Annotated in this window: 20 protein-coding genes; 10 read left to right on the forward strand and 10 right to left on the reverse strand. The window is 39.2% G+C overall.

What is annotated here, in order from left to right:
• Window positions 1-17: 17 nt before the first annotated feature.
• The 5 genes from I6E70_RS09455 to I6E70_RS09475 all read right to left on the reverse strand — a co-directional run bounded on the left by I6E70_RS09455 (window position 18) and on the right by I6E70_RS09475 (window position 6,615).
• Entirely contained in the window at window positions 18-1,859 is a 1,842-nt protein-coding gene (locus I6E70_RS09455) for a methyl-accepting chemotaxis protein (RefSeq protein ID WP_197188588.1), read from the reverse strand.
• A 178-nt stretch (window positions 1,860-2,037) separates the two neighbouring features.
• Window positions 2,038-3,318 (reverse strand): glutamate-1-semialdehyde 2,1-aminomutase, encoded by a 1,281-nt coding sequence (gene hemL, locus I6E70_RS09460; RefSeq protein ID WP_024589288.1) that lies wholly within the window; start codon window positions 3,316-3,318, stop codon window positions 2,038-2,040.
• Between the two features lie 33 nt (window positions 3,319-3,351).
• Complete coding sequence (locus tag I6E70_RS09465; RefSeq protein ID WP_007584862.1) at window positions 3,352-4,368, reverse strand: aspartate carbamoyltransferase; 1,017 nt, start codon at window positions 4,366-4,368, stop codon at window positions 3,352-3,354.
• A 114-nt stretch (window positions 4,369-4,482) separates the two neighbouring features.
• Entirely contained in the window at window positions 4,483-4,917 is a 435-nt protein-coding gene (locus I6E70_RS09470) for a CopD family protein (RefSeq protein WP_007584864.1), read from the reverse strand.
• A 15-nt stretch (window positions 4,918-4,932) separates the two neighbouring features.
• Window positions 4,933-6,615, reverse strand: a complete 1,683-nt coding sequence (locus tag I6E70_RS09475; RefSeq protein ID WP_007584866.1) for a chloride channel protein — start codon at window positions 6,613-6,615, stop codon at window positions 4,933-4,935.
• Between the two features lie 322 nt (window positions 6,616-6,937).
• On the opposite strand from I6E70_RS09475, the gene erpA reads away from it, so the two are divergent.
• Window positions 6,938-7,276: an iron-sulfur cluster insertion protein ErpA gene (gene erpA, locus I6E70_RS09480; RefSeq protein ID WP_002958911.1), complete on the forward strand. Its 339-nt coding sequence runs from the start codon at window positions 6,938-6,940 to the stop codon at window positions 7,274-7,276.
• Between the two features lie 49 nt (window positions 7,277-7,325).
• Here the strand turns inward: erpA and I6E70_RS09485 are convergent, their stop codons facing one another.
• A complete protein-coding gene (locus I6E70_RS09485) occupies window positions 7,326-7,514 on the reverse strand; it encodes a hypothetical protein (protein WP_010555198.1) in 189 nt (62 codons plus the stop codon).
• Between the two features lie 452 nt (window positions 7,515-7,966).
• Between I6E70_RS09485 and I6E70_RS09490 the strand changes: the two genes are divergently transcribed.
• Window positions 7,967-8,206, forward strand: coding sequence for a helix-turn-helix domain-containing protein (locus I6E70_RS09490; protein ID WP_007584874.1), 240 nt, complete (start codon window positions 7,967-7,969; stop codon window positions 8,204-8,206).
• A 70-nt stretch (window positions 8,207-8,276) separates the two neighbouring features.
• Here I6E70_RS09490 and I6E70_RS09495 read toward each other — a convergent pair whose 3' ends face one another.
• From I6E70_RS09495 to I6E70_RS09510, 4 genes are read right to left on the reverse strand one after another with little or no spacing between them, the layout of a single operon-like run.
• Entirely contained in the window at window positions 8,277-9,656 is a 1,380-nt protein-coding gene (locus tag I6E70_RS09495; protein ID WP_197188589.1) for an AmpG family muropeptide MFS transporter, read from the reverse strand.
• Window positions 9,657-9,706: 50 nt separating this feature from the next.
• Window positions 9,707-10,327 carry a peptidylprolyl isomerase gene (locus tag I6E70_RS09500; protein ID WP_007584880.1) on the reverse strand — a complete coding sequence of 207 codons (621 nt, stop codon included), beginning with the start codon at window positions 10,325-10,327 and terminating at the stop codon, window positions 9,707-9,709.
• A 2-nt stretch (window positions 10,328-10,329) separates the two neighbouring features.
• Window positions 10,330-10,890, reverse strand: a complete 561-nt coding sequence (locus I6E70_RS09505; protein ID WP_024608761.1) for a YajG family lipoprotein — start codon at window positions 10,888-10,890, stop codon at window positions 10,330-10,332.
• Window positions 10,891-12,033: a methyltransferase gene (locus I6E70_RS09510; protein ID WP_010555194.1), complete on the reverse strand. Its 1,143-nt coding sequence runs from the start codon at window positions 12,031-12,033 to the stop codon at window positions 10,891-10,893.
• 42 nt (window positions 12,034-12,075) lie between these two features.
• On the opposite strand from I6E70_RS09510, the gene I6E70_RS09515 reads away from it, so the two are divergent.
• The 8 genes from I6E70_RS09515 (at window position 12,076) to nqrE (ending at window position 19,538) form a co-directional block, all read left to right on the forward strand.
• Entirely contained in the window at window positions 12,076-12,687 is a 612-nt protein-coding gene (locus I6E70_RS09515; RefSeq protein WP_024589283.1) for an alpha-ketoglutarate-dependent dioxygenase AlkB family protein, read from the forward strand.
• Between the two features lie 62 nt (window positions 12,688-12,749).
• Window positions 12,750-13,061 (forward strand): BolA family protein, encoded by a 312-nt coding sequence (locus I6E70_RS09520; RefSeq protein WP_165721276.1) that lies wholly within the window; start codon window positions 12,750-12,752, stop codon window positions 13,059-13,061.
• Window positions 13,062-13,168: 107 nt separating this feature from the next.
• Window positions 13,169-14,362: an enoyl-ACP reductase FabV gene (gene fabV / locus I6E70_RS09525; protein WP_165726552.1), complete on the forward strand. Its 1,194-nt coding sequence runs from the start codon at window positions 13,169-13,171 to the stop codon at window positions 14,360-14,362.
• A gap of 629 nt (window positions 14,363-14,991) precedes the next feature.
• Window positions 14,992-16,335: a Na(+)-translocating NADH-quinone reductase subunit A gene (locus I6E70_RS09530; RefSeq protein WP_197188590.1), complete on the forward strand. Its 1,344-nt coding sequence runs from the start codon at window positions 14,992-14,994 to the stop codon at window positions 16,333-16,335.
• Between the two features lie 4 nt (window positions 16,336-16,339).
• Window positions 16,340-17,542 (forward strand): NADH:ubiquinone reductase (Na(+)-transporting) subunit B, encoded by a 1,203-nt coding sequence (locus I6E70_RS09535; RefSeq protein WP_007584889.1) that lies wholly within the window; start codon window positions 16,340-16,342, stop codon window positions 17,540-17,542.
• A complete protein-coding gene (locus tag I6E70_RS09540) occupies window positions 17,535-18,287 on the forward strand; it encodes a Na(+)-translocating NADH-quinone reductase subunit C (RefSeq protein ID WP_007584890.1) in 753 nt (250 codons plus the stop codon). The genes I6E70_RS09535 and I6E70_RS09540 overlap by 8 nt, the downstream gene beginning before the upstream one ends.
• Window positions 18,287-18,919, forward strand: a complete 633-nt coding sequence (locus I6E70_RS09545; RefSeq protein WP_007584891.1) for an NADH:ubiquinone reductase (Na(+)-transporting) subunit D — start codon at window positions 18,287-18,289, stop codon at window positions 18,917-18,919. Before I6E70_RS09540 ends, I6E70_RS09545 begins: the two co-directional genes overlap by 1 nt.
• 10 nt (window positions 18,920-18,929) lie before the next feature.
• Entirely contained in the window at window positions 18,930-19,538 is a 609-nt protein-coding gene (gene nqrE / locus I6E70_RS09550) for an NADH:ubiquinone reductase (Na(+)-transporting) subunit E (protein ID WP_007584892.1), read from the forward strand.
• The last annotated feature ends 8 nt before the right edge of the window (window positions 19,539-19,546 follow it).

Below are 19,546 nucleotides of genomic sequence, written 5' to 3' on the forward strand. Positions count from 1 at the left end.
TAAGTTGTAGTTAACGCTTAAGATTTAAAAAACTGCATTGATTTGGTTAAATCATTAGATAAGCGACTTAGCTGTTGTGCATCTTGCAGCGTTGATTGAGCTGATGTTAGCGTTTGATCTGCTAAATTGCTCACCTCTTGCGAATCATTCAATGCCTGTGTTGTCGCATTTGACTGCTGTTTAACACGCTCTGCAATAACTTCACCTTGATGTTTAATGTCGCCCATACTTTGCTCTGCGCTTTGCAATACTTCATTGGTTTGATTGGCTGCTTTTACTGATTGCTCCATTTTTTCAACACTTGAGCGCATTTTTTGCTGAGTGTCGTCAGATGCTTGTTGTAAGGAGCTAATAATTTGATGTATTTCTTGGGTTTGTGTTTGTGTACGCTGAGCAAGAGTTCTTACTTCATCAGCTACAACGGCAAAGCCTCGACCATGTTCGCCAGCTCGTGCAGCTTCAATAGCGGCATTGAGTGCAAGCAAGTTTGTCTGATCGGCTATCTCACTAATACCTTTACTTACTTTGCTAATTTCTTGGCTATCTTGTGCTAGCTTATCGAGCGCTTGTTGGCTCTCTGCAAATTCAATTTGTAGATCTTGCATATATTTAGCAAGCTCCATTGTATTGTCAGAACCTTGCTTTACATGCGCAGCAGCATCTTGCGCAGTAAGCGTTGCTTGATGCGCTGACTCTTCAACAGCAAGTGCGTTTTGAGCCATTTCGCTGAGTGCATTATAAATGGCATTTACTCGAATTTGCTGTTTTGAAACATCATTGCTTGTTTGGCTACTCGCATGTGATAGCGATTTAGTTGCGCCGCATAGCTCTTCTGTACTTGCTTTAACATCAAATAATAAATGTGAAAATGCATTAAGTAATGCATTGTAGCGCGATGCAATAATTCCCATTTCATCATTAGTACTCGAATCGATAGTGGCATTTAAGTCGCCATTCGAGGCTCTGTTAGCGGCATCAGCAAAGCGATTAATAGTATCAACAACTGCAAAATAAAAACCAATCATTAAATAAAATGCAAATAACAAACTAATCAATGAAGCGGCTAAAACAAGATTTCGAGTCCACTGTTGAGTTTGCAGTTTTGCTTCAATAAGGCTCTCAAGCGTTGGAATACTCTTACTAACAAGTTGATTAATACTGCTGTGAACATTGTTTGTTAGTTTAGTAAATTCTGATTGAGTTAATAAAATATCGTCTGGCTCAAGTAGTTTTTCATCTATCGCTTTTTTAAATGCGCCAACAGCACTGTGTAAATTATCTAACGAGGGCATGAGCGCTTTATTTACTGATTTGTCTGCATTGGTGGCTACATTGAGTATTTTATCGAGTTGTTTTTCGTATAAAGGAAGTGACTTACTAAAATTTGAAAGTGCTATAAACGTATCTGGCGTAAAACGATTACTTGCCAAAACAGTATTTGCGCTTTGCGCTGTCGAGTTTATTTGCATTATAAGTGCAGGAATTGGCGTGACTAAAGAGCGGTTTACGTAAGCACTAGCTAACTGGCTATCTAATGCTAAGTTAGACTGAATAGAAACAAGTTCAAGTACATCATTTGCTTGATCGTCTTTTATATCAAAACCGAGTGAGCGAGCTATTTTTATATTTTGATTTGCTTCCCCCTGCATTTGATTTGAGAGTATTGACCTGTAGCCTTTTAAACCTTGTTGCTGCATTTTTGAAACAGCGATACTTTCACTTAATAATGAGACTAAAAAAAACAAGCTAAGTGCGAGAGGAACGAGTAAAATTCCAAACATTAAGCTGATTTTAGTTTTGTATTTTAAATTTGCCATTAGCTGGATAGCGGGAAAAGAAAATTGGCGTAATCCTGACATAAGGCTCTCTTGTATTTTTGTAATTAGGGTAAAGGTGAATAGACCTTGTTATGCTTAATTATCATTCATTTATAGTACTTTACAAATAAAAAAAGCCCTTTCGGGCTTTTTTCAATCTTTAGTCTTAATTACACACTGTAAAAACAAGCGCTTATAAAATATAAAAAGTAATTTTAACTTAAAGTTTAGCAAACGAGCGTTCTGCTGCCGCTATTGTTTCTTTTACTTCTTGCTCAGTATGCGCAGCACATACAAAACCAGCTTCAAATGCTGATGGAGCAAGGTACACACCTTCTTCAAGCATAAGGTGGAAAAAACGCTTGAAGCGCTCTAGGTCGCATTCAGTAGCTTGTTTGTAGGTTGTTACTTTTTCAGCATCAGTAAAAAAGAATCCATACATGCCGCCAGCATAATTAGTTGTTAATGCAATGCCTGCTTTTTTAGCGCCAGCTTCAAAGCCTTCACAAATTGCTTTAGACGTTGCTTCTAACTTATCGTGTAGACCTGGCTCACATAATAGCTCAAGTGATTTTAAACCTGCAGCCATCGCAATAGGGTTACCAGAAAGAGTACCCGCTTGGTAAACAGGGCCCACAGGCGCAATGTAATCCATTATTTCGGTTTTACCACCAAACGCGCCAACGGGCATGCCGCCGCCAATGACTTTACCTAAACACGTAAGGTCTGGTTTAATGTTGTAATACGCTTGAGCGCCGCCAAGTGCAACACGAAAACCCGTCATTACTTCATCAAAAATAAGTACTGATTTATATTCGTCACACACATCACGCAAACCTTCTAAAAAGCCAGGTACTGGTGGAATGCAGTTCATGTTACCGGCTACTGGCTCTACAATAATACAGGCAATTTCGTCAGCGTATTTTGCAAAAATAGCTTTTACTTCATCTAGGTTATTAAACGATACAGTAAGTGTATGCTTAGCAAAGTCCTCAGGAATACCAGGAGAATTAGGTACGCCCATTGTTAGTGCACCAGAGCCTGCCTTAACTAATAACGAGTCAGCATGGCCGTGGTAACAACCTTCAAATTTTAATATTTTATCGCGGCCGGTAAAGCCACGCGCTAAACGAATTGCACTCATTGTTGCTTCAGTGCCTGAGCTAACCATGCGTACTTTTTCGATTGATGGAACCAGCTCTTTTACTTTTTCAGCCATTAGTATTTCGGCTTCAGTTGGCGCGCCATAGCTAAGGCCATTTTCTACTGCTTCGTGCACGGCTTGTTTAATTGCAGGGTGGTTATGGCCCATGATCATAGGCCCCCAAGAGCCAACATAATCAATGTAACGATTACCGTCGGCATCAAATGTAAACGCGCCTTCTGCTTTTGTAATAAATAGCGGCGTACCGCCTACACCGTTAAAAGCACGAACTGGCGAGTTTACGCCACCTGGAATAGAGGCTTGAGCGCGTTCAAATAAGTCTTGGCTAATTGTCATGAAAAATCCTATAAATTGTCACTTAAAGAGGGCTTAGCTGTCGCGTTTGCGGCTAAACCAAGGTACGTCCACTTCATACTTATCGACTTTATTTTCTACGCCGAGTGTTAAAGCAAACAGTGCCATACGAATTAATACGCCATTTTGTACCTGGCGGAATATTGCTAAATTGTCGTTACTGTTTAAGTCGTTATCAAGCTCGTTGGCTTCTAAGCGACTATCACGTGGTAACGGATGCATTAATACAGAGTTAGGTTTGCAATGAGCGCTGTAAATAGATTGGCTAATTCTAAAACCGCCACGGTATTTATTTGCTTCTTCTTGTGAAGGAAAACGCTCTTCTTGAATACGTGTTTGGTAAACAATATCGGCGGCTAAATTACCTTCCATCTTGTTCACTAGCTCAATTTTGTGTCCTGCATTTTCTACGGCATCTAAAATGCTCGTTGGCATTTGTAGGCCATCAGGCGCGACCATCGAAAACTTTACGTTTTTATAATGGCACAATAGCTTTGATAGAGAATGCACTGTGCGACCATATTTTAAATCACCCACAAGCGCTATATGCATGCCATCAATATTTTGATCAAAACGGTGTAATTCACGCTCAATGGTTAATAAATCAAGTAATGCTTGAGTCGGGTGCTCATTTGGGCCGTCGCCGCCATTAATAACTGGCACAGTACAGCCATCAGCAAATTCACTTACTGAGCCTGCATCGGGGTGGCGCATAGCAACAGCATCGGCGTAAGCTGAAATAACGCGCGCGGTATCGTAAAGTGATTCACCTTTTGCAAGCGCTGAGCTTTGCATACCTGTAGTTTCACGTACACCACCGCCTAGTAAGTTAAAGGCTGTACCAAAGCTAACTCGCGTGCGAGTACTTGGTTCAAAAAACAAATTAGCTAAAATAGCGCCTTTAAGCACCGTTGTTTGCTTTTGTTTTTTAGCATAAGGCTCCATTTTTTTAGCTACTGCAAAAATACGTTCAATGCAGTCTCTGTCTAGCTGATTTACAGACAGTATATGTTCGCCTTGGAAACTTAACATGGGGTAATTCCTAATCAATCAAATGGGCGCGATAATCCATAAATGGAGCACGCAATCGCGCGTGTTATAGCAAGTATTGTAAATTGCAGCGCAGTTTAACATGCACCGAAACGCTTATAAATTAGGTTTTATTACCGCAAGTGCCACTATGATGAGCAGCGCAATAACAGGGAGCTCATTAAAAATACGGTAAAAGCGGTCTGTTTTAGTGTTTCGGTCATGTTTAAAGTCACTTAATAACTTAAAACAGTAGCCGTGGTATAGGTATAAAATAATTACCAGTACAAGTTTGTAATGTAGCCACATACTGTATTTAAACCAATCACGACCATATTCAACAATGGTTAACACACCAAATACAGCCGTTAAAACAGCAAATGGGGTTACGAAATAAAGTAACCTGCGCTCCATAACTTTAAGCATAGAGTTACATGATCTTTCTTCGCTCATTGCGTGATATACAAATAATCGAGGCAAGTAAAAAATACCGGCAAACCACGCAATCATAAAAAATATGTGGAGTGTTTTATAAATCAATAATGCGCTCATAATAGTCCTTATTGCTTAAAGTAAGCTGTTACGAATGGTTAAAATATGATGAATTTGATCCCAGCGTAATAGCCCCATAATTTGTTGATTATCTAAAAGGTTATAAACGTAAAGCGCGCCACTTCTTTTATCTTTTAGTATATCGAATGCATCGGCTAGAGTGGCTTGGCTGCTGATGCCCTGCAAGCTAATGTAATTTATATTTATTGCTTCATCAGACATTAGCGTTAAATCGTATTCAGCGAGGCGATAGCCATTTTCTTCGTCAAAAACAATCAAGGGTGTTTGGCTATCCATGGCATCAAGCGTATTTTTTATTTGCTCTTTATCGTCTGAGTAAAGCAATTTAAAGTCTTCATCCATATCATCCATTATTCCCACTTTTTGTAATGCTTCGGTAGCGGGAGATACATGGTACGGCAATCCCTGAAAATCTAATTGCTGCAAAAATATGGAGCGATTTCCAAAAAATTGTAATGCAGTTACATATGCAGTGGTTATAACTATCATCGCAGGAACGATTATTTCAGGTGATGATGTAAGCTCCATTACTGTTGTTAATGCAGCAAGTGGTGCATGCAGTGTAGCCGCTAATAATCCAGCCATACCTAAAACCCCATACGTACCCGCAATATCAGTACCCGGGCTAATATATTGAGCAAAAAAGGCCATTAATGTCCCAATTAATACACCAAGCCCAATTACCGGACCAATTAAACCACCAGGAATACCCAAACCAATAGCAAACAATGTGGCAAGTAGTTTAGCTATTAAAATGGTAGTAAGCAGCTTTACGTTATCAGGCGATTCAACCGCGATAGTAATCGCACTCATACCAGAACCCATAGCATGAGGCACCGCGTAAGCTATCAAGCTGGCAATACAACCTGCGATTAGTAAACGAGGAAACATACTTAAAGGTTTAAATGTTTTAATAATTAGCATTAAGTTTTGATTAAAGCTAAATGCTATAGCGCCCAGCGCCATACCGCATAATATTAAATAAGGGTAATGCCAACCACTTAATGGCGCTATTGTAATGAGTGCAAGTTCAGAGCCTTCACCAAAAACAAACTGCGTAGCGAGTGCACCAGTAACAGCAGCAAGCATGATTGGCACAAATATGTGTACTTTATATTCTCGAAGTACCACTTCCATTACAAAAATAACGGCTGCAAGTGGGGTATTAAACGAAGCGGCTATACCTGCTGCAACGCCGCAACCACTTAAAGTACGCATGGCGTTATGCGGTAAATGTAGTTTATCCGCTAAAATACTCGCACCTGTTGCGCCCATATGTACGGAAGGCCCTTCTCGGCCAACCGAAAAACCGCTAATGAGTGCAAGTGCGCCACCAACAAATTGATTAACCGTATTGTATAAAGGCATTTGCCCGTAATGGCGTTTAATACGATGAATAACAAAAGGAATGCCTAAACGGTAATGTTTAAAGCCAGTAAATGCAGCAAAGCACGCAATTAAAAATGCGGCTATTAATGGCATTAAAACGCGTTCAAGAGTCGGTAGGGTAGTAAAGTCGTCAGGTGTTTCCAAAAATAAGCTTTGAAAAAACAAAATAGTTAAGCGAAATAAAATAATAAAAAATGCAGCAATTAATCCGGCAACTACGCCTAATAAGCATAATTGTACAGATGTTTTAGGTTTTGCCAGTCGACGCCTGAGTTGCTCAAGCCACATGCATTATTTCCTCGCCGCATTTTTCAGCAGCATTTTAGCAAAAGAGTTTAGTTAAGTCCTTGTGATTTTGAATTTTTCGTAACTTATATTAGCAATTTTCAGTAAAGATTAAGACCTATTTTTTATAACTAAAATTTTTAATGAATTTATAGTTTACAAGGGTCGCTTTTAGTTTGCTTAAGTATTATTTTAGTGAGCTAATGTTTAACCACTTTTTTACTAATTTATAGGTATAACTTAGAGTAAAGAGTTGTTTTACTATACTTGATTAAAACACTCGGGTATTAGATAATCACGCCATTGCGATATTGAGGGTTTTAAAATGTCTGAAGAATTACCAATTAAGTTCAGCGATGCAGCTGCTGTTCGCGTTAAACAGTTAATCGACGAAGAAGAAAATCCAGATTTAAAACTGCGTGTTTATGTAACAGGTGGTGGTTGTTCTGGTTTTCAATATGGTTTTACTTTTGATGAAAAAGCGAATCCTGGCGATTTAGAAATTGTAAAAAATGGTGTAACACTCGTTATCGATCCAATGAGCATTCAATATTTGGTTGACGGTGAAGTTGATTACACTGAAGGATTAGAAGGCGCACGCTTTTTTGTATCTAATCCTAATGCAACAACAACCTGTGGTTGTGGTGCAAGCTTTAGCGTTTAACAGCCAAACGCTAAATAGAATGAAGCCGCTTTTGCGGCTTTTTTAATGCCTACAAATCGGTTGGGGCATATTCGGTTATTTGCATTATCAATACAAAAAAGCCAAGTACAAAAGCAGAAAACGCTAAAATGTATATGAAGCCTTTTTTGCCTTGCTTAATTGGTACGCCGTTGTGGCGCAAAAAAAAGTACCAACCCAAGCACAACACAATCGGTAATAAAAAAAGAAGTCTGAACATTATTCGGCCTTTTTGGTGCTAATTATTGCTTAATCATAAACATGTGACGATAAATTGGAACAACATTGTTATAAAAATTCATTTAAATATTTTATAACTAGAAATTAATTTATTAATACTTTTTGAGTACTTAGGTCAATATTCAGCGTTTATAAATATTCACTCGTGTTCATATTTGTACCGAGTATGTAATTAGTTATTTAACCAAAGTGTTAATAGTATATAATGTATCCAAGAATGAGACGGGCAAAATTTCATTCTCAATAAAAACAAATCTTTACCACATTATTAGCGTAGTTTTTTAGCTATATTGGTGGAGTGAGTAGCAACACATGCTTTGTTAAGCAATAGCTTGCTATTGAAAATATGGTATGACTGCTTACTTGCCTACAGCTATTGATAGAGACTACTGCTTTAATAGGTACGTCAAATCATCTAGTAGGAGATGTAAAATGATGGGCAAAACAGTTTCTTCTGAAGAAAATGCAAAGCTAACAAAGTGGCTTAAAAGTAAGCGCCACGAAAAGGGTCATACAATGCGAAGCCTAGCACAAGTGCTGGGAACGCCTCATTCGTTTATCGGCAAGATTGAAAATCAAGAACGCCGTTTAGATGTGATTGAGTTTGTTCGTTATTGTACAGCTCTAGAAGTTGATCCACATGAAGCACTTAGCTTGCTAAAAGTAGATTAACTCAAACATTGCTTAGTACACTTTAAGGGGCACTTGATAGTGCTAAGCAATATGTTAATGCAGGGATGCATTAAATATTTTTATGATAATTTTTCTCAAGCTCATATAGTTTATGCCTAATCAGGTATAAAAATATCAGCGAAGGTATAACCATCAAGGCTGTTAAAACAAAGAACAGCGACCAATTTCCCATTAACCAATCATCAATTACTACACCACTGTAGCTCGAAAGTAACGTTCGTCCTAAATTCCCTAATGACGCCAGTAATGCATAGTGTGTTGCACTAAATGCTCTATCGCATAACATCGATATAAAGGCCACCATAGCGACCAGCGACCATGCTTGCGTAAACCCATCAATAACAATAGCAAAGGCATACAGTCTTAAATCAGGGCCAACTAAAGCAATCCACGAAAAGGCTAAGTTTGAGGCCGCCATCGCAATGCCACTAACAAACAAACCCTTAACAATGCCATATTTTTGATTAAATAAACTGCCAACAAAGGTAAATATGATTGTAAGTACGGCAGTACCTACCTTTGAAAATGTAGCTATATCGCTATTGCTAAAACCAATTTCTTTATAAAAAACAATCGACATTCGCCCTAAAAACGCTTCGCCTATTTTAAATAAGAAAATAAACGCAAGTAATGCCAGTGCCGTTTTAACGCCATTTTTAGTAAAAAAAGCTCTAAAGGGATCAATAACGGTTACCGCGAGCCACGCAACAGTTTTTGTAAGAGGGGTTTGTTTTGCTGAAGAGAGTTTTTCAAGGTACACACGTTCAAGCTCTGCATGTACCGCTTCTCTATTTGATTCAGGTTCTTTTGCAAACAATGCTCCAGTCATTAGCAGCAGCATTACAGCAGCTAAAAAGTAATAAATTTGTGGCCAGTCGAGCGAGGGGATATCAGCCATATAAAATGGAATTGCACCTAAAAGCGCATAACCTGTCCACCAACCAGACGTTGCCATAGCGGCTGCCGCTGTTGCTTTGTGAGATTCGTTTGCTTTAAGTGTGTCTATTCTGAATGCATCAATAGCAATGTCTTGCGTTGCAGAAGCAATGGCAATTAACAAACAAATTGCAGCAACAATTGCTAAATTAGCTTTTAAATCAAGCCCAGCTAATAATAAGGTGCCAATAAAAATAAAGCTCTGGCAAAATAGTATCCAACTACGACGTTGGCCTAGCCATTTATATAAAATAGGGAGTTTTGTACGATCGATTAAAGGCGACCATAAAAAATTTATACTGTAAGCGCCAAATACAATGCCGAATAGGCCAATCATGCTGCGGCTTAGCCCTTCATCCTTTAGCCAAGCCGACATAACAGAGCCAATTAATACCCACGGAAAACCGCTACTCATACCAAATATAAAAATATGGATTAAGCGTTTGTCTTTAAAGTAAGAAAAATATTCGCTAATAGAGAGAGATTTGCTCATAGGGCCTTCATTGGCTTTGATGCAGAGCAGCTAAGCTGCTCTTAAATAAATTACAGTGGAACTTGTTCAAGCATTTTAATATTTAAGATGATCACCGGTTTTTTAGGAACAAAATCGTAACCAATCTTTTCATTAAACCCTGTTTCAACAGCCATGATCTTATCAAGGGTATCGTAGCCATCCATTACATTACCAAATACTGCAAAACCCCAATCTTTCCCTGGATTTAAGTGATCATTATTATCCATGTTAAAAAAGAATTGGCGTGTTCCCGAGTGCGGTTCACGGTCCTGATACGCCATAGCAATGCTATACATATCGTTTTTCATACCGTTACCGCTTTCATTAAAAATAGGGTCATTTTCGTGTAAGCCATCGTAATCTTTATCGTAGCCGCCACCTTGAATAACAAAGTCGCGGTCATTTTCCACATCGCGCTCAATACGATGAAAAACACTGCCTTGATAGCTCTTATCTGACACGTAAGTTAAAAAGTTATTGACCGTAATGGGTGCTTTTGAACGGTCCAGTTCAACAACAATACTGCCCATCGTCGTTACGATTTCGACGCGTGGAAAAATATTGTCTTTTTGCACAAAGCGGCCTTCTTGGGCTGCCAAGCTACTTACACTAAAAAATAGGCCTAAGCAGATTAAAAAAAGTCGTTTCATAGTTAACCTTCTAAAAATTCTATTAATTCAGGGTCAGATACAATGCGGGTAATAATTTGCTCAGTCAACTTATTGAGCTGACCTTCTATTTTTACTCGCTCGTGACTAAACGGACCTTCTAAATTAGCACTGCCTCTATACACTTTACTAAAATTACTTGAGGCGCGAATAACGCGCACGCCAAGCTCTATATGGGCTTCGCTGGTATGGCTCACAAGTTTTTCGGTCACAACAGCCTGCAGTGCATGAATATCTACTTCAAAGCGAACAGTTGCCAAGTTAGAAATGCTGGCACCATTGCGGCTAAGGGCGCTGTCTAAAACACTTTTAACAGATTCAGTAAGACCTTGGCTTGCAAAGGTTTTAGTTTTGTCTGATTCAATAAGTTTAAGTGTTGATGAGTCGCCACGTAAATCAATTACACTGGTGCTTAAGCTACTATTTATAGTACTTATTTGACCACTTTTATAAACAGGATTGAGTATTACTTGGCTAGGCTGATTCGCACAGCCACCAAGTATTAGTAATACACAACACCCAATTATAATGTTTGTTAATTTCATTTATAGCATTCCACTATTTTTAGTTGCACTTAGAACGACAAACTTTTTGTTTGAGCCTAACAACTTACAGTTTCCGAACATACGGTTTAATTTATCGTGATAATCTAAATGACGATTACCAATAATACGCAGCTCGCCGCCTTCTTTTAAAGTATCTTTTGCTTGTTTAAACATTTGCCAAGCAATGTGATCGGTAACAGCTTGAGCTTGGTGAAATGGAGGATTACAAAGCACCATATCCACACTGTCTCTTTCAAAGCCTGTTAAACAATCGTTTTCGATGAACTCACAGTTATCAAACTTATCGCCTAGGTTAATTTCTACATTTAACCGGGCTGACTCTACTGCCATGTAAGACTCATCAACAAAGGTAATTGATGCATTAGGGCAACGAGCAAGCGTCATTAATCCAACAACGCCGTTACCACAGCCTAAATCAATAATGCTTTTAGCTTTTGGTGTTTCTGGTAAGTAGTTAAAAAAGAAGCGCGCACCAATATCCAACGAATCACGCGAAAACACATTTGCATGATTTGTTATATTAAACTCAGTACCTTCAAGCTCCCATGTTATAGGGAAGTCTGCTGCTTTATATCCGCCTTTAGCTGTGCTTAATATAAGACGAGACTTTTTAACTGCTAGGCTTGTTGTTGTTTCACCAATAAATTGCTCAAATGATTTTATTGTTGAATTATGAATTTCTTTTGTTTTACCTGCGGCAATTACTGGCGTACCAGGTGCAAGTACTTCACTAAGTTCACTTAATTGGAACTGTAAAAAACCCACATTACGAGGGATTTTAATAAGTACTAAATCAACATCCTCTGGTAATGCCGATAAACTATCTACTTGCGTAAACTCTGCTGTAGGTAGCTTGTTTTCTTGTAAGTTATAAGCCGCAGCTTGGTGGCTAATATAAGAATCATTAACTGAACAAACCGTTAACTTATTAAAATAACAAGCAAGTGCACCAAAGCTATCGTTTAAAATAAGCAATGAGCGACAATCTGGGTGATGTTCGTTAACATAATTGATAAGGTACTCATCTGCCGAATCCCACGCTTGTAAGCTGCGGTTTTTTTGATCCAATGGAAAGCGTTCAAGAGTAAAGGTTTTATCGCCTAGCTGGGCTTGCGTCGTCATAATGGTTCGTTGATCAGTAATCTAATGTAGGTAAATTCTAACATGCAACGGCAAAACGCCAACCCCCAACAGTTACCAAATGGCTTTTCTTATCAAAGTAGGGCACTTAGTGCACAAAAAAGCCTCGATCTATTTTATTATTTGCAAAAAAACTTACGTTGGCAGCAACCCGATGTAACCGTTTATGGCAAAACGGGGCCTATTCCACGACTGCAATGTTTCATGAGTGATTTAAATATTGAATACGGCTATTCAAGTAGTAAGCAAATAGTAGAACCATGGGATGAATTGTTACTCAATATGCGAAAGCGTTTAGAAGCACATTTAAACCAGCCTCTAAACTCATTGCTCGTTAATTATTACCGAGATGGTAATGATACGATGGGATGGCACAGTGATGATGAAATAGAGCTTGGTGATAAACCAACAATTGTGTGTGTCTCTCTAGGAGCTGATCGGGTTTTAAAGTTAAAGCACAAGGCGAGTAATAAAGTAACCGACTTAAAATTACAAAGTGGCAGCTGTTTAATAATGAATGGACATAGCCAACGAGATTATCAACATGCAATACCTAAGCAAACCACGCTTGCGCATCCGCGAATAAGTTTAACTTACCGATTTATAAAGCACATTAAGCAAAAGCAATTTAGTTAGCCAATCGCTGCGTTAAATTGTTATAGTAAGTGTATAAATTAGCTAATTAAAACGGTCTTTTTATGTCAATGCAGCAACAGATCCAAGAAAAAATAAGCAACGCCATTGCGTGTAAACATTTAAACGTGATTAACGAAAGCCATATGCACAGTGCGGGCACTGAATCACACTTTAAAGTAGTAGTGGTTAGCGAAGATTTTGCGGGTAAGCGTTTATTACAACGTCATCGCGAAATTAATGAAATTTTAAAAGATGAGTTAGCAAATCATATTCATGCACTCGCTATTCATACATATACACCCGATGAGTATGCAGAGCAGGGCGGCGAAGCGCCTGATTCACCCAATTGTATGGGTGGCTCTAAAGTTAGCTAAGTAATGTTTTAGAGTATTTGATGAGTGTTTAACTGATCAGATCAGTGTTTTTAGTATTAGCCTTTAAACTAGCGCTAATTTTTATTGTAAAAGATATAGGATGATCAATGGTCATTAAGCCTAAAATTCGTGGATTTATCTGCACAAACGCACACCCAGCTGGTTGTGCGGAGCATGTTCAAGAACAAATTAACTATGTAAAACAACAAGGCGCATTAAAAAGTGCACCAAAAAATGTATTAGTTATTGGCGCATCAACAGGCTACGGCTTGGCATCGCGCATTACTGCTGCGTTTGGTGGTGGTGCTAAAACATTAGGTATTTTCTTTGAAAAAGAAGGTACAGATCGTAAAACAGGTTCTGCTGGTTGGTACAATACCGCTGCTTTTCAAGAAGCTGCAGACGAAGCGGGTCTTTGGTCTAAAAATATTAATGGCGATGCGTTTTCTAACGAAATCAAGCAAAAAGCAATCGACACTATTAAAGCAGATTTGGGTAAAGTAGATTGTATTATTTACAGCCTAGCGTCTCCTCGTCGTACTGATCCAAATACAGGCGAAGTGTTCTCATCTACACTTAAGCCAATAGGTAATGCAGTAACCACTAAAAATTTAAATACATCAAAGCGTGAAATTGATGAAATTACTGTTGAAGCTGCAAATCAAGACGATATCGACAACACTATTAAAGTAATGGGTGGTGAAGATTGGGAAATGTGGATTGACGCATTAAAAGAAGCGGATGTATTAGCCGATAACTTTAAAACTACAGCGTATACTTATATTGGTAAAGAGCTAACATGGCCAATATACGGACACGCTACTATTGGTAAAGCTAAAGAAGATTTAGACCGTGCAACGGCTGCTATTAAAGAATCAACAAAAGATTTAAATGGTGAGGCGTATGTTTCATCACTTAATGCAGTAGTGACACAAGCAAGTTCTGCTATTCCTATTATGCCGTTATATATTTCTGCTTTATTTAAAGTTATGAAAGCAGATGGCACGTATGAAGGCACCATTGAGCAAATTCACGCATTATTTAGTGAAAACCTATATGGTGAATCGCCTCGCTTTGACGACGGTGGGCATTTATTCCAAAACTATAAAGAGCTAGAAGATGATGTGCAAGCACGCGTTCAAGCTGTATGGGATAGTGTTGATACAAGCAGCATTGATGAGCTAACAGACTATGTTGGTTACCATAATGAGTTTTTACGCTTATTTGGTTTTGGTATAGACGGTGTTGACTACGATCAAGACATAGATTCAGTTAAGCCAATTGCTAATATGATTGACTAACAGAACTTAGGGCCTGTTTATCTTTCGAGTTTAAATTTGCAGCAGTCTGTTTGGTATTTAGGCAAGGCAGAGCCTATGTAGTGTGGTTATTCCCCATAAATGGGCGATAACGTAGCATTAATGCCAAACAGGCGCTGCCCAAAGGGTTCTGCCTAGGGGCTATTTACTCTTTGTTGCTCGGTTTTTACTTAGCCCACTAGGTTACAAACCTCACGCCGCGATTAAATAGCCCCTAGATTGAACAAATTTTAATCCTGAAAGGTCAACAGGCCCTAGTTATTAAAAGCCGCAATAGCGGCTTTTTTTGTATTATGCGATTTGTTTAATTTGCGATGAAATCAGGAACGATAATTGCTTAGGCTACCACTTTGGTCTACCTTGATTTTTATTTAAATCACTTAACAAAACTAAATAAGTGTTTCTGTCGTATAATTTTCATAAATACACTCGCATAGTCATCTAAAATGATGTTAAAATCTCGACAATATGTGATGAGTTTTACTACGTTGCTTGTTTGATATTTCTAGCAAGCTGCTCTTTTGTACCTTGATATAACTTGGAATAACTCAAATGGCGACGTGGTTGATACGATTTTTCAGTTTCTTTCCTTTAATGTAATGCAAGTGCGTATGATCAATATAAAAAAAGGTCTGGATTTACCCTTAGAGGGCGCGCCACAGCAAGTTATACATGACGGTTCTGCTGTCAAACGTGTAGCTGTGCTTGGCGAAGAGTTTATCGGTATGCGTCCAACCATGCATGTTCGTGTGGATGACCAAGTCAAAAAAGGCCAGGTACTTTTTGAAGATAAAAAGAACCCAGGCGTCTTATTTACTGCTCCAGCTTCTGGCACAGTAAAAGAAATAAATCGTGGTGCTAAACGTGTGCTGCAATCTGTTGTTATTGAAGTAACAGGCAGTGAGCAAATCACCTTTGACTCTTTCAAAGCAGACGAGCTTGCGAGCTTAGAGCGTGAAAAAGCCAAAGAAGTACTTATCCAGTCTGGTCAATGGACAGCACTTCGTGTTCGCCCATTCAGTAAAGTAGCGGCTGTGGATGCAAATCCTAGTTCTATTTTCGTGACCGCAACTGACACAAACCCATTAGCTGCAGATCCTGCAGTGATAATTGCCGAAAATGCGCAAGCATTTGAAGCGGGTCTTGCTGTTATTTCGCGTTTGACCGATGGCAAAGTATTTGTGTGTAAAAAAGCAGGTAGCCAAGTTCCTAGCTCATCTATAGCTCAAGTAGAAGTACATGAGTTTGGTGGTGTGCATCCGGCTGGCCTCGTTGGCACTCATATCCATCATCTTGATGCAGTTTCTGTTAGCAAACAAGTTTGGCATATTGGTTACCAAGACGTTATTGCGTATGGTCACCTATTCCTTACTGGTGAAATTTACACAGATCGTGTTATTTCGCTTGCAGGTCCTCGCGTTAAAAACCCACGTTTAGTGAAAACACAATTAGGTGCTTCATTGGATGATTTAGTGGCTGGTGAGCTAGAAGACGGAGATAACCGCGTTATTTCTGGTTCTGTTCTATCAGGTTCTATTTCAAACGGTGTTCATGCATTCTTAGGTCGTTACCACGTTCAAGTATCTGTTTTACTTGAGGGTCGCGAAAAAGAATTGTTTGGCTGGATTGCACCAGGTAGTGATAAATTCTCTGTAACGCGTACATTCCTTTCTCACCTTGCGCCGAGTCGTTTATTTAAAATGACAACGTCAACAGGTGGTTCAAAACGTGCCATGGTACCAATTGGTAGCTACGAGCGCGTAATGCCGCTAGATATTTTGCCTACTCTATTATTACGTGACTTAATTGCACGCGATTTAGACAGTGCAATTTCATTGGGCGCGCTTGAACTTGATGAAGAAGATTTAGCGTTATGTACCTTCGTTTGTCCAGGCAAATACGAGTATGGTTCTATCCTACGCGATTGCTTAACTACGATCGAGAAGGAAGGCTAGAGAGATGGGTTTAAAAAAATATCTAGAAGATATCGAGCCGAATTTTGAAGCCGGTGGTAAATATGAGAAGTTTTATGCACTGTATGAAGCAGCTGCAACTATTTTTTATACACCAGGCTACGTAAATAAAGGCGCGACACACGTACGCGATAATATCGACCTAAAACGCATGATGATTTTAGTGTGGATGGCGACGTTCCCAGCTATGTTTTTTGGTATGTTCAATATCGGTCATCAGGCCGCAGGTGCTTTAGCACAAGGTTTTGAACTAGCAAACACGTGGCAAGTTGGTTTGTTCCAGTTATTCGGTGGTGAATTAACCGCTGATGCAGGCTGGGGCGCTAAGATGTTCTATGGAGCATGTTTCTTCCTACCTATCTACGCGGTAACATTTGCAGTAGGTGGTTTTTGGGAAGTAATATTTGCTTCTGTGCGTAAGCATGAAATTAACGAAGGTTTCTTCGTTACTTCAGTATTATTCGCACTTATTTTGCCTGCAACGATTCCTTTATGGCAAGTTGCGTTAGGTATTACGTTTGGTGTAGTAATCGCTAAAGAAATCTTTGGTGGTACTGGCCGTAACTTCTTAAACCCTGCTTTAGCCGGTCGTGCGTTCTTATTCTTCGCATACCCAGCTCAAATCTCGGGTGACACAGTATGGACAGCAGTAGATTCTTTCTCTGGTGCAACTATGCTAGGCCAAGCTTTCATCGGGCAACTAGACTTTGCAAACATGGAGTTATGGTGGAATGCGTTTTACGGTTTCATTCAAGGTTCTGTAGGTGAAACATCTACACTTGCATTGTTAGTAGGTGGTTTGTTCTTAATTTACGTTCGTATCGCTTCTTGGCGCATCGTACTAGGTGTATTCCTAGGTATGGTAGCAACTGCATTTTTACTAAATGCTGTTGGCTCAGAAACTAACCCTGTATTTGCAATGCCTTGGTATTGGCATTTAGTACTAGGTGGCTTTGCGTTTGGTATGTTCTTTATGGCTACTGACCCTGTATCAGCTGCATTTACTGACAAAGGTAAATTGGCATATGGTCTATTAATTGGCTTTATGGTGGTTATGATACGTGTTGTGAATCCTGCTTTCCCAGAAGGTATGATGCTAGCAATCTTATTTGCTAACTTATTCGCTCCACTGTTCGATCACTTTGTAGTGCAGGCTAATATTAAGCGGAGGTTGGCACGTAATGTCTAGTAATAACGAATCAATCGGTAAAACGTTATCAGTTGTTGTAGCACTATGTTTAGTGTGTGCAATCATTGTATCGTTTGCTTCTGTACAGCTTCGTCCTTTACAGCAAGCTAATAAAAACAAAGATATTCAAAGCAATATCTTGGCTGCTGCGGGTATCGATAAAGTTGAAAATGTTTTAGAAACATTTGATGCAAAAATCGAAGCGCGCGTTGTAAACATGACTACAGGTGAGTTTGTAGATACAGACCCAACAATTTTTGATTTTGAAAAAAGCAAATATGATGCAGCGCTAAGTGTTTCTCTTCAAGAGAAAGGCGTTAAAGATATTGCTGGTATTCAACGTGTGACTAAAGAGTCGCCGGTGTATATCTCTAAAAAAGAAGATGGCTCAGTTGATGCAATTATTCTTCCTATCCAAGGCTACGGCTTATGGGGCTTAATGTACGGTTTTATCTCGCTTGAAAGCGACGCTGAAACAGTTAAGAGCATTATCTTTTACAAGCATAATGAAACCCCAGGTCTAGGTGGCGAAATCCAAAATCCACAGTGGACTGCTACATGGGAAGGTAAAGAACTTCCAATTCAAATTGTTAAAGGTACTGCGGGCAATGATGAGCATAAGATCGATGGTCTTTCAGGTGCTACATTAACGTCTAACGGTGTTGATCATGCAGTTGACTTTTGGACTGGCGAAAATGGCTTTGGCCCTTTCCTTGCGAAAGTACGTAAAGGAGCGTTGAAATAATGGCTGATACTAAAGAAATGAAGGCGGTCCTATTTGGTCCGGTTTTAGCTAACAACCCAATCGCACTACAAGTACTTGGTATTTGTTCTGCGCTAGCGGTAACGTCTAGCTTAAAAAATGCGTTAATCATGTCAATCGCATTGACATTAGTAACTGCATTTTCGAGCTTCTTTATCTCGCTTATTCGTAACCAGATCCCATCATCTGTTCGTATCATCGTACAAATGACAATTATTGCATCGTTGGTAATCGTTGTTGACCAAGTATTACAGGCATTCTCTTACGCTACGGCAAAAGAGCTTTCTGTATTCGTTGGTCTAATTATTACTAACTGTATTGTAATGGGTCGTGCTGAAGCATATGCGATGAAGTCGCCACCAATTATGTCTTTCCTTGACGGTATTGGTAATGGCTTAGGTTACTCTGTAGTACTACTTACTGTTGGTTTCATTCGTGAGCTATTCGGTAAGGGTTCACTATTCGGTGTTGATATTATCCCATTAGTACAAGATGGCGGTTGGTATCAGCCTATGGGTCTATTGATCTTACCACCGAGTGCATTCTTCATCATTGGTTTATTCATATGGGTACTTCGTACTTATAAGAAAGACCAAGTAGAAGCTAAAGCGTAAGGGGCAAATAGTGGAACATTATATTAGTTTATTTGTAAAAGCCGTTTTTATTGAGAACTTAGCGTTGTCATTCTTCTTAGGCATGTGTACTTTTTTAGCAGTATCTAAAAAAGTAACTACATCAATTGGCCTAGGTATAGCGGTTATAGTTGTATTGGGTATTTCTGTACCTGTTAACAACTTGGTTTACCATGCGGTACTTGCACCAGGTTCACTTACTTGGTTAGGTTATCCAGATGCGGATCTTAGCTTTTTACGTTTTTTAACTTTCATTGGTGTTATTGCAGCACTTGTGCAAATTCTTGAAATGGCATTAGATAAGTTTTTCCCTGCACTATACAACGCATTAGGTATCTTCTTGCCACTTATCACAGTTAACTGTGCAATATTTGGTGCGGTATCTTTCATGGTTGAGCGTAACTATGACTTCGGCGAGTCTGTTGTCTATGGTATTGGCGCTGGTGTTGGTTGGGCGCTTGCAATTACATTACTTGCAGGTATCCGTGAGAAACTGAAATATTCAGACGTACCAGATGGCTTACGTGGTTTAGGTATTACCTTCATCACTGTTGGTTTAATGGGACTTGGCTTTATGTCATTCTCTGGTATTTCACTGTAAAGGGTAGC

This window comes from Pseudoalteromonas sp. NGC95 (genome assembly GCF_015864705.1).
Lineage (GTDB): Bacteria > Pseudomonadota > Gammaproteobacteria > Enterobacterales > Alteromonadaceae > Pseudoalteromonas > Pseudoalteromonas arctica.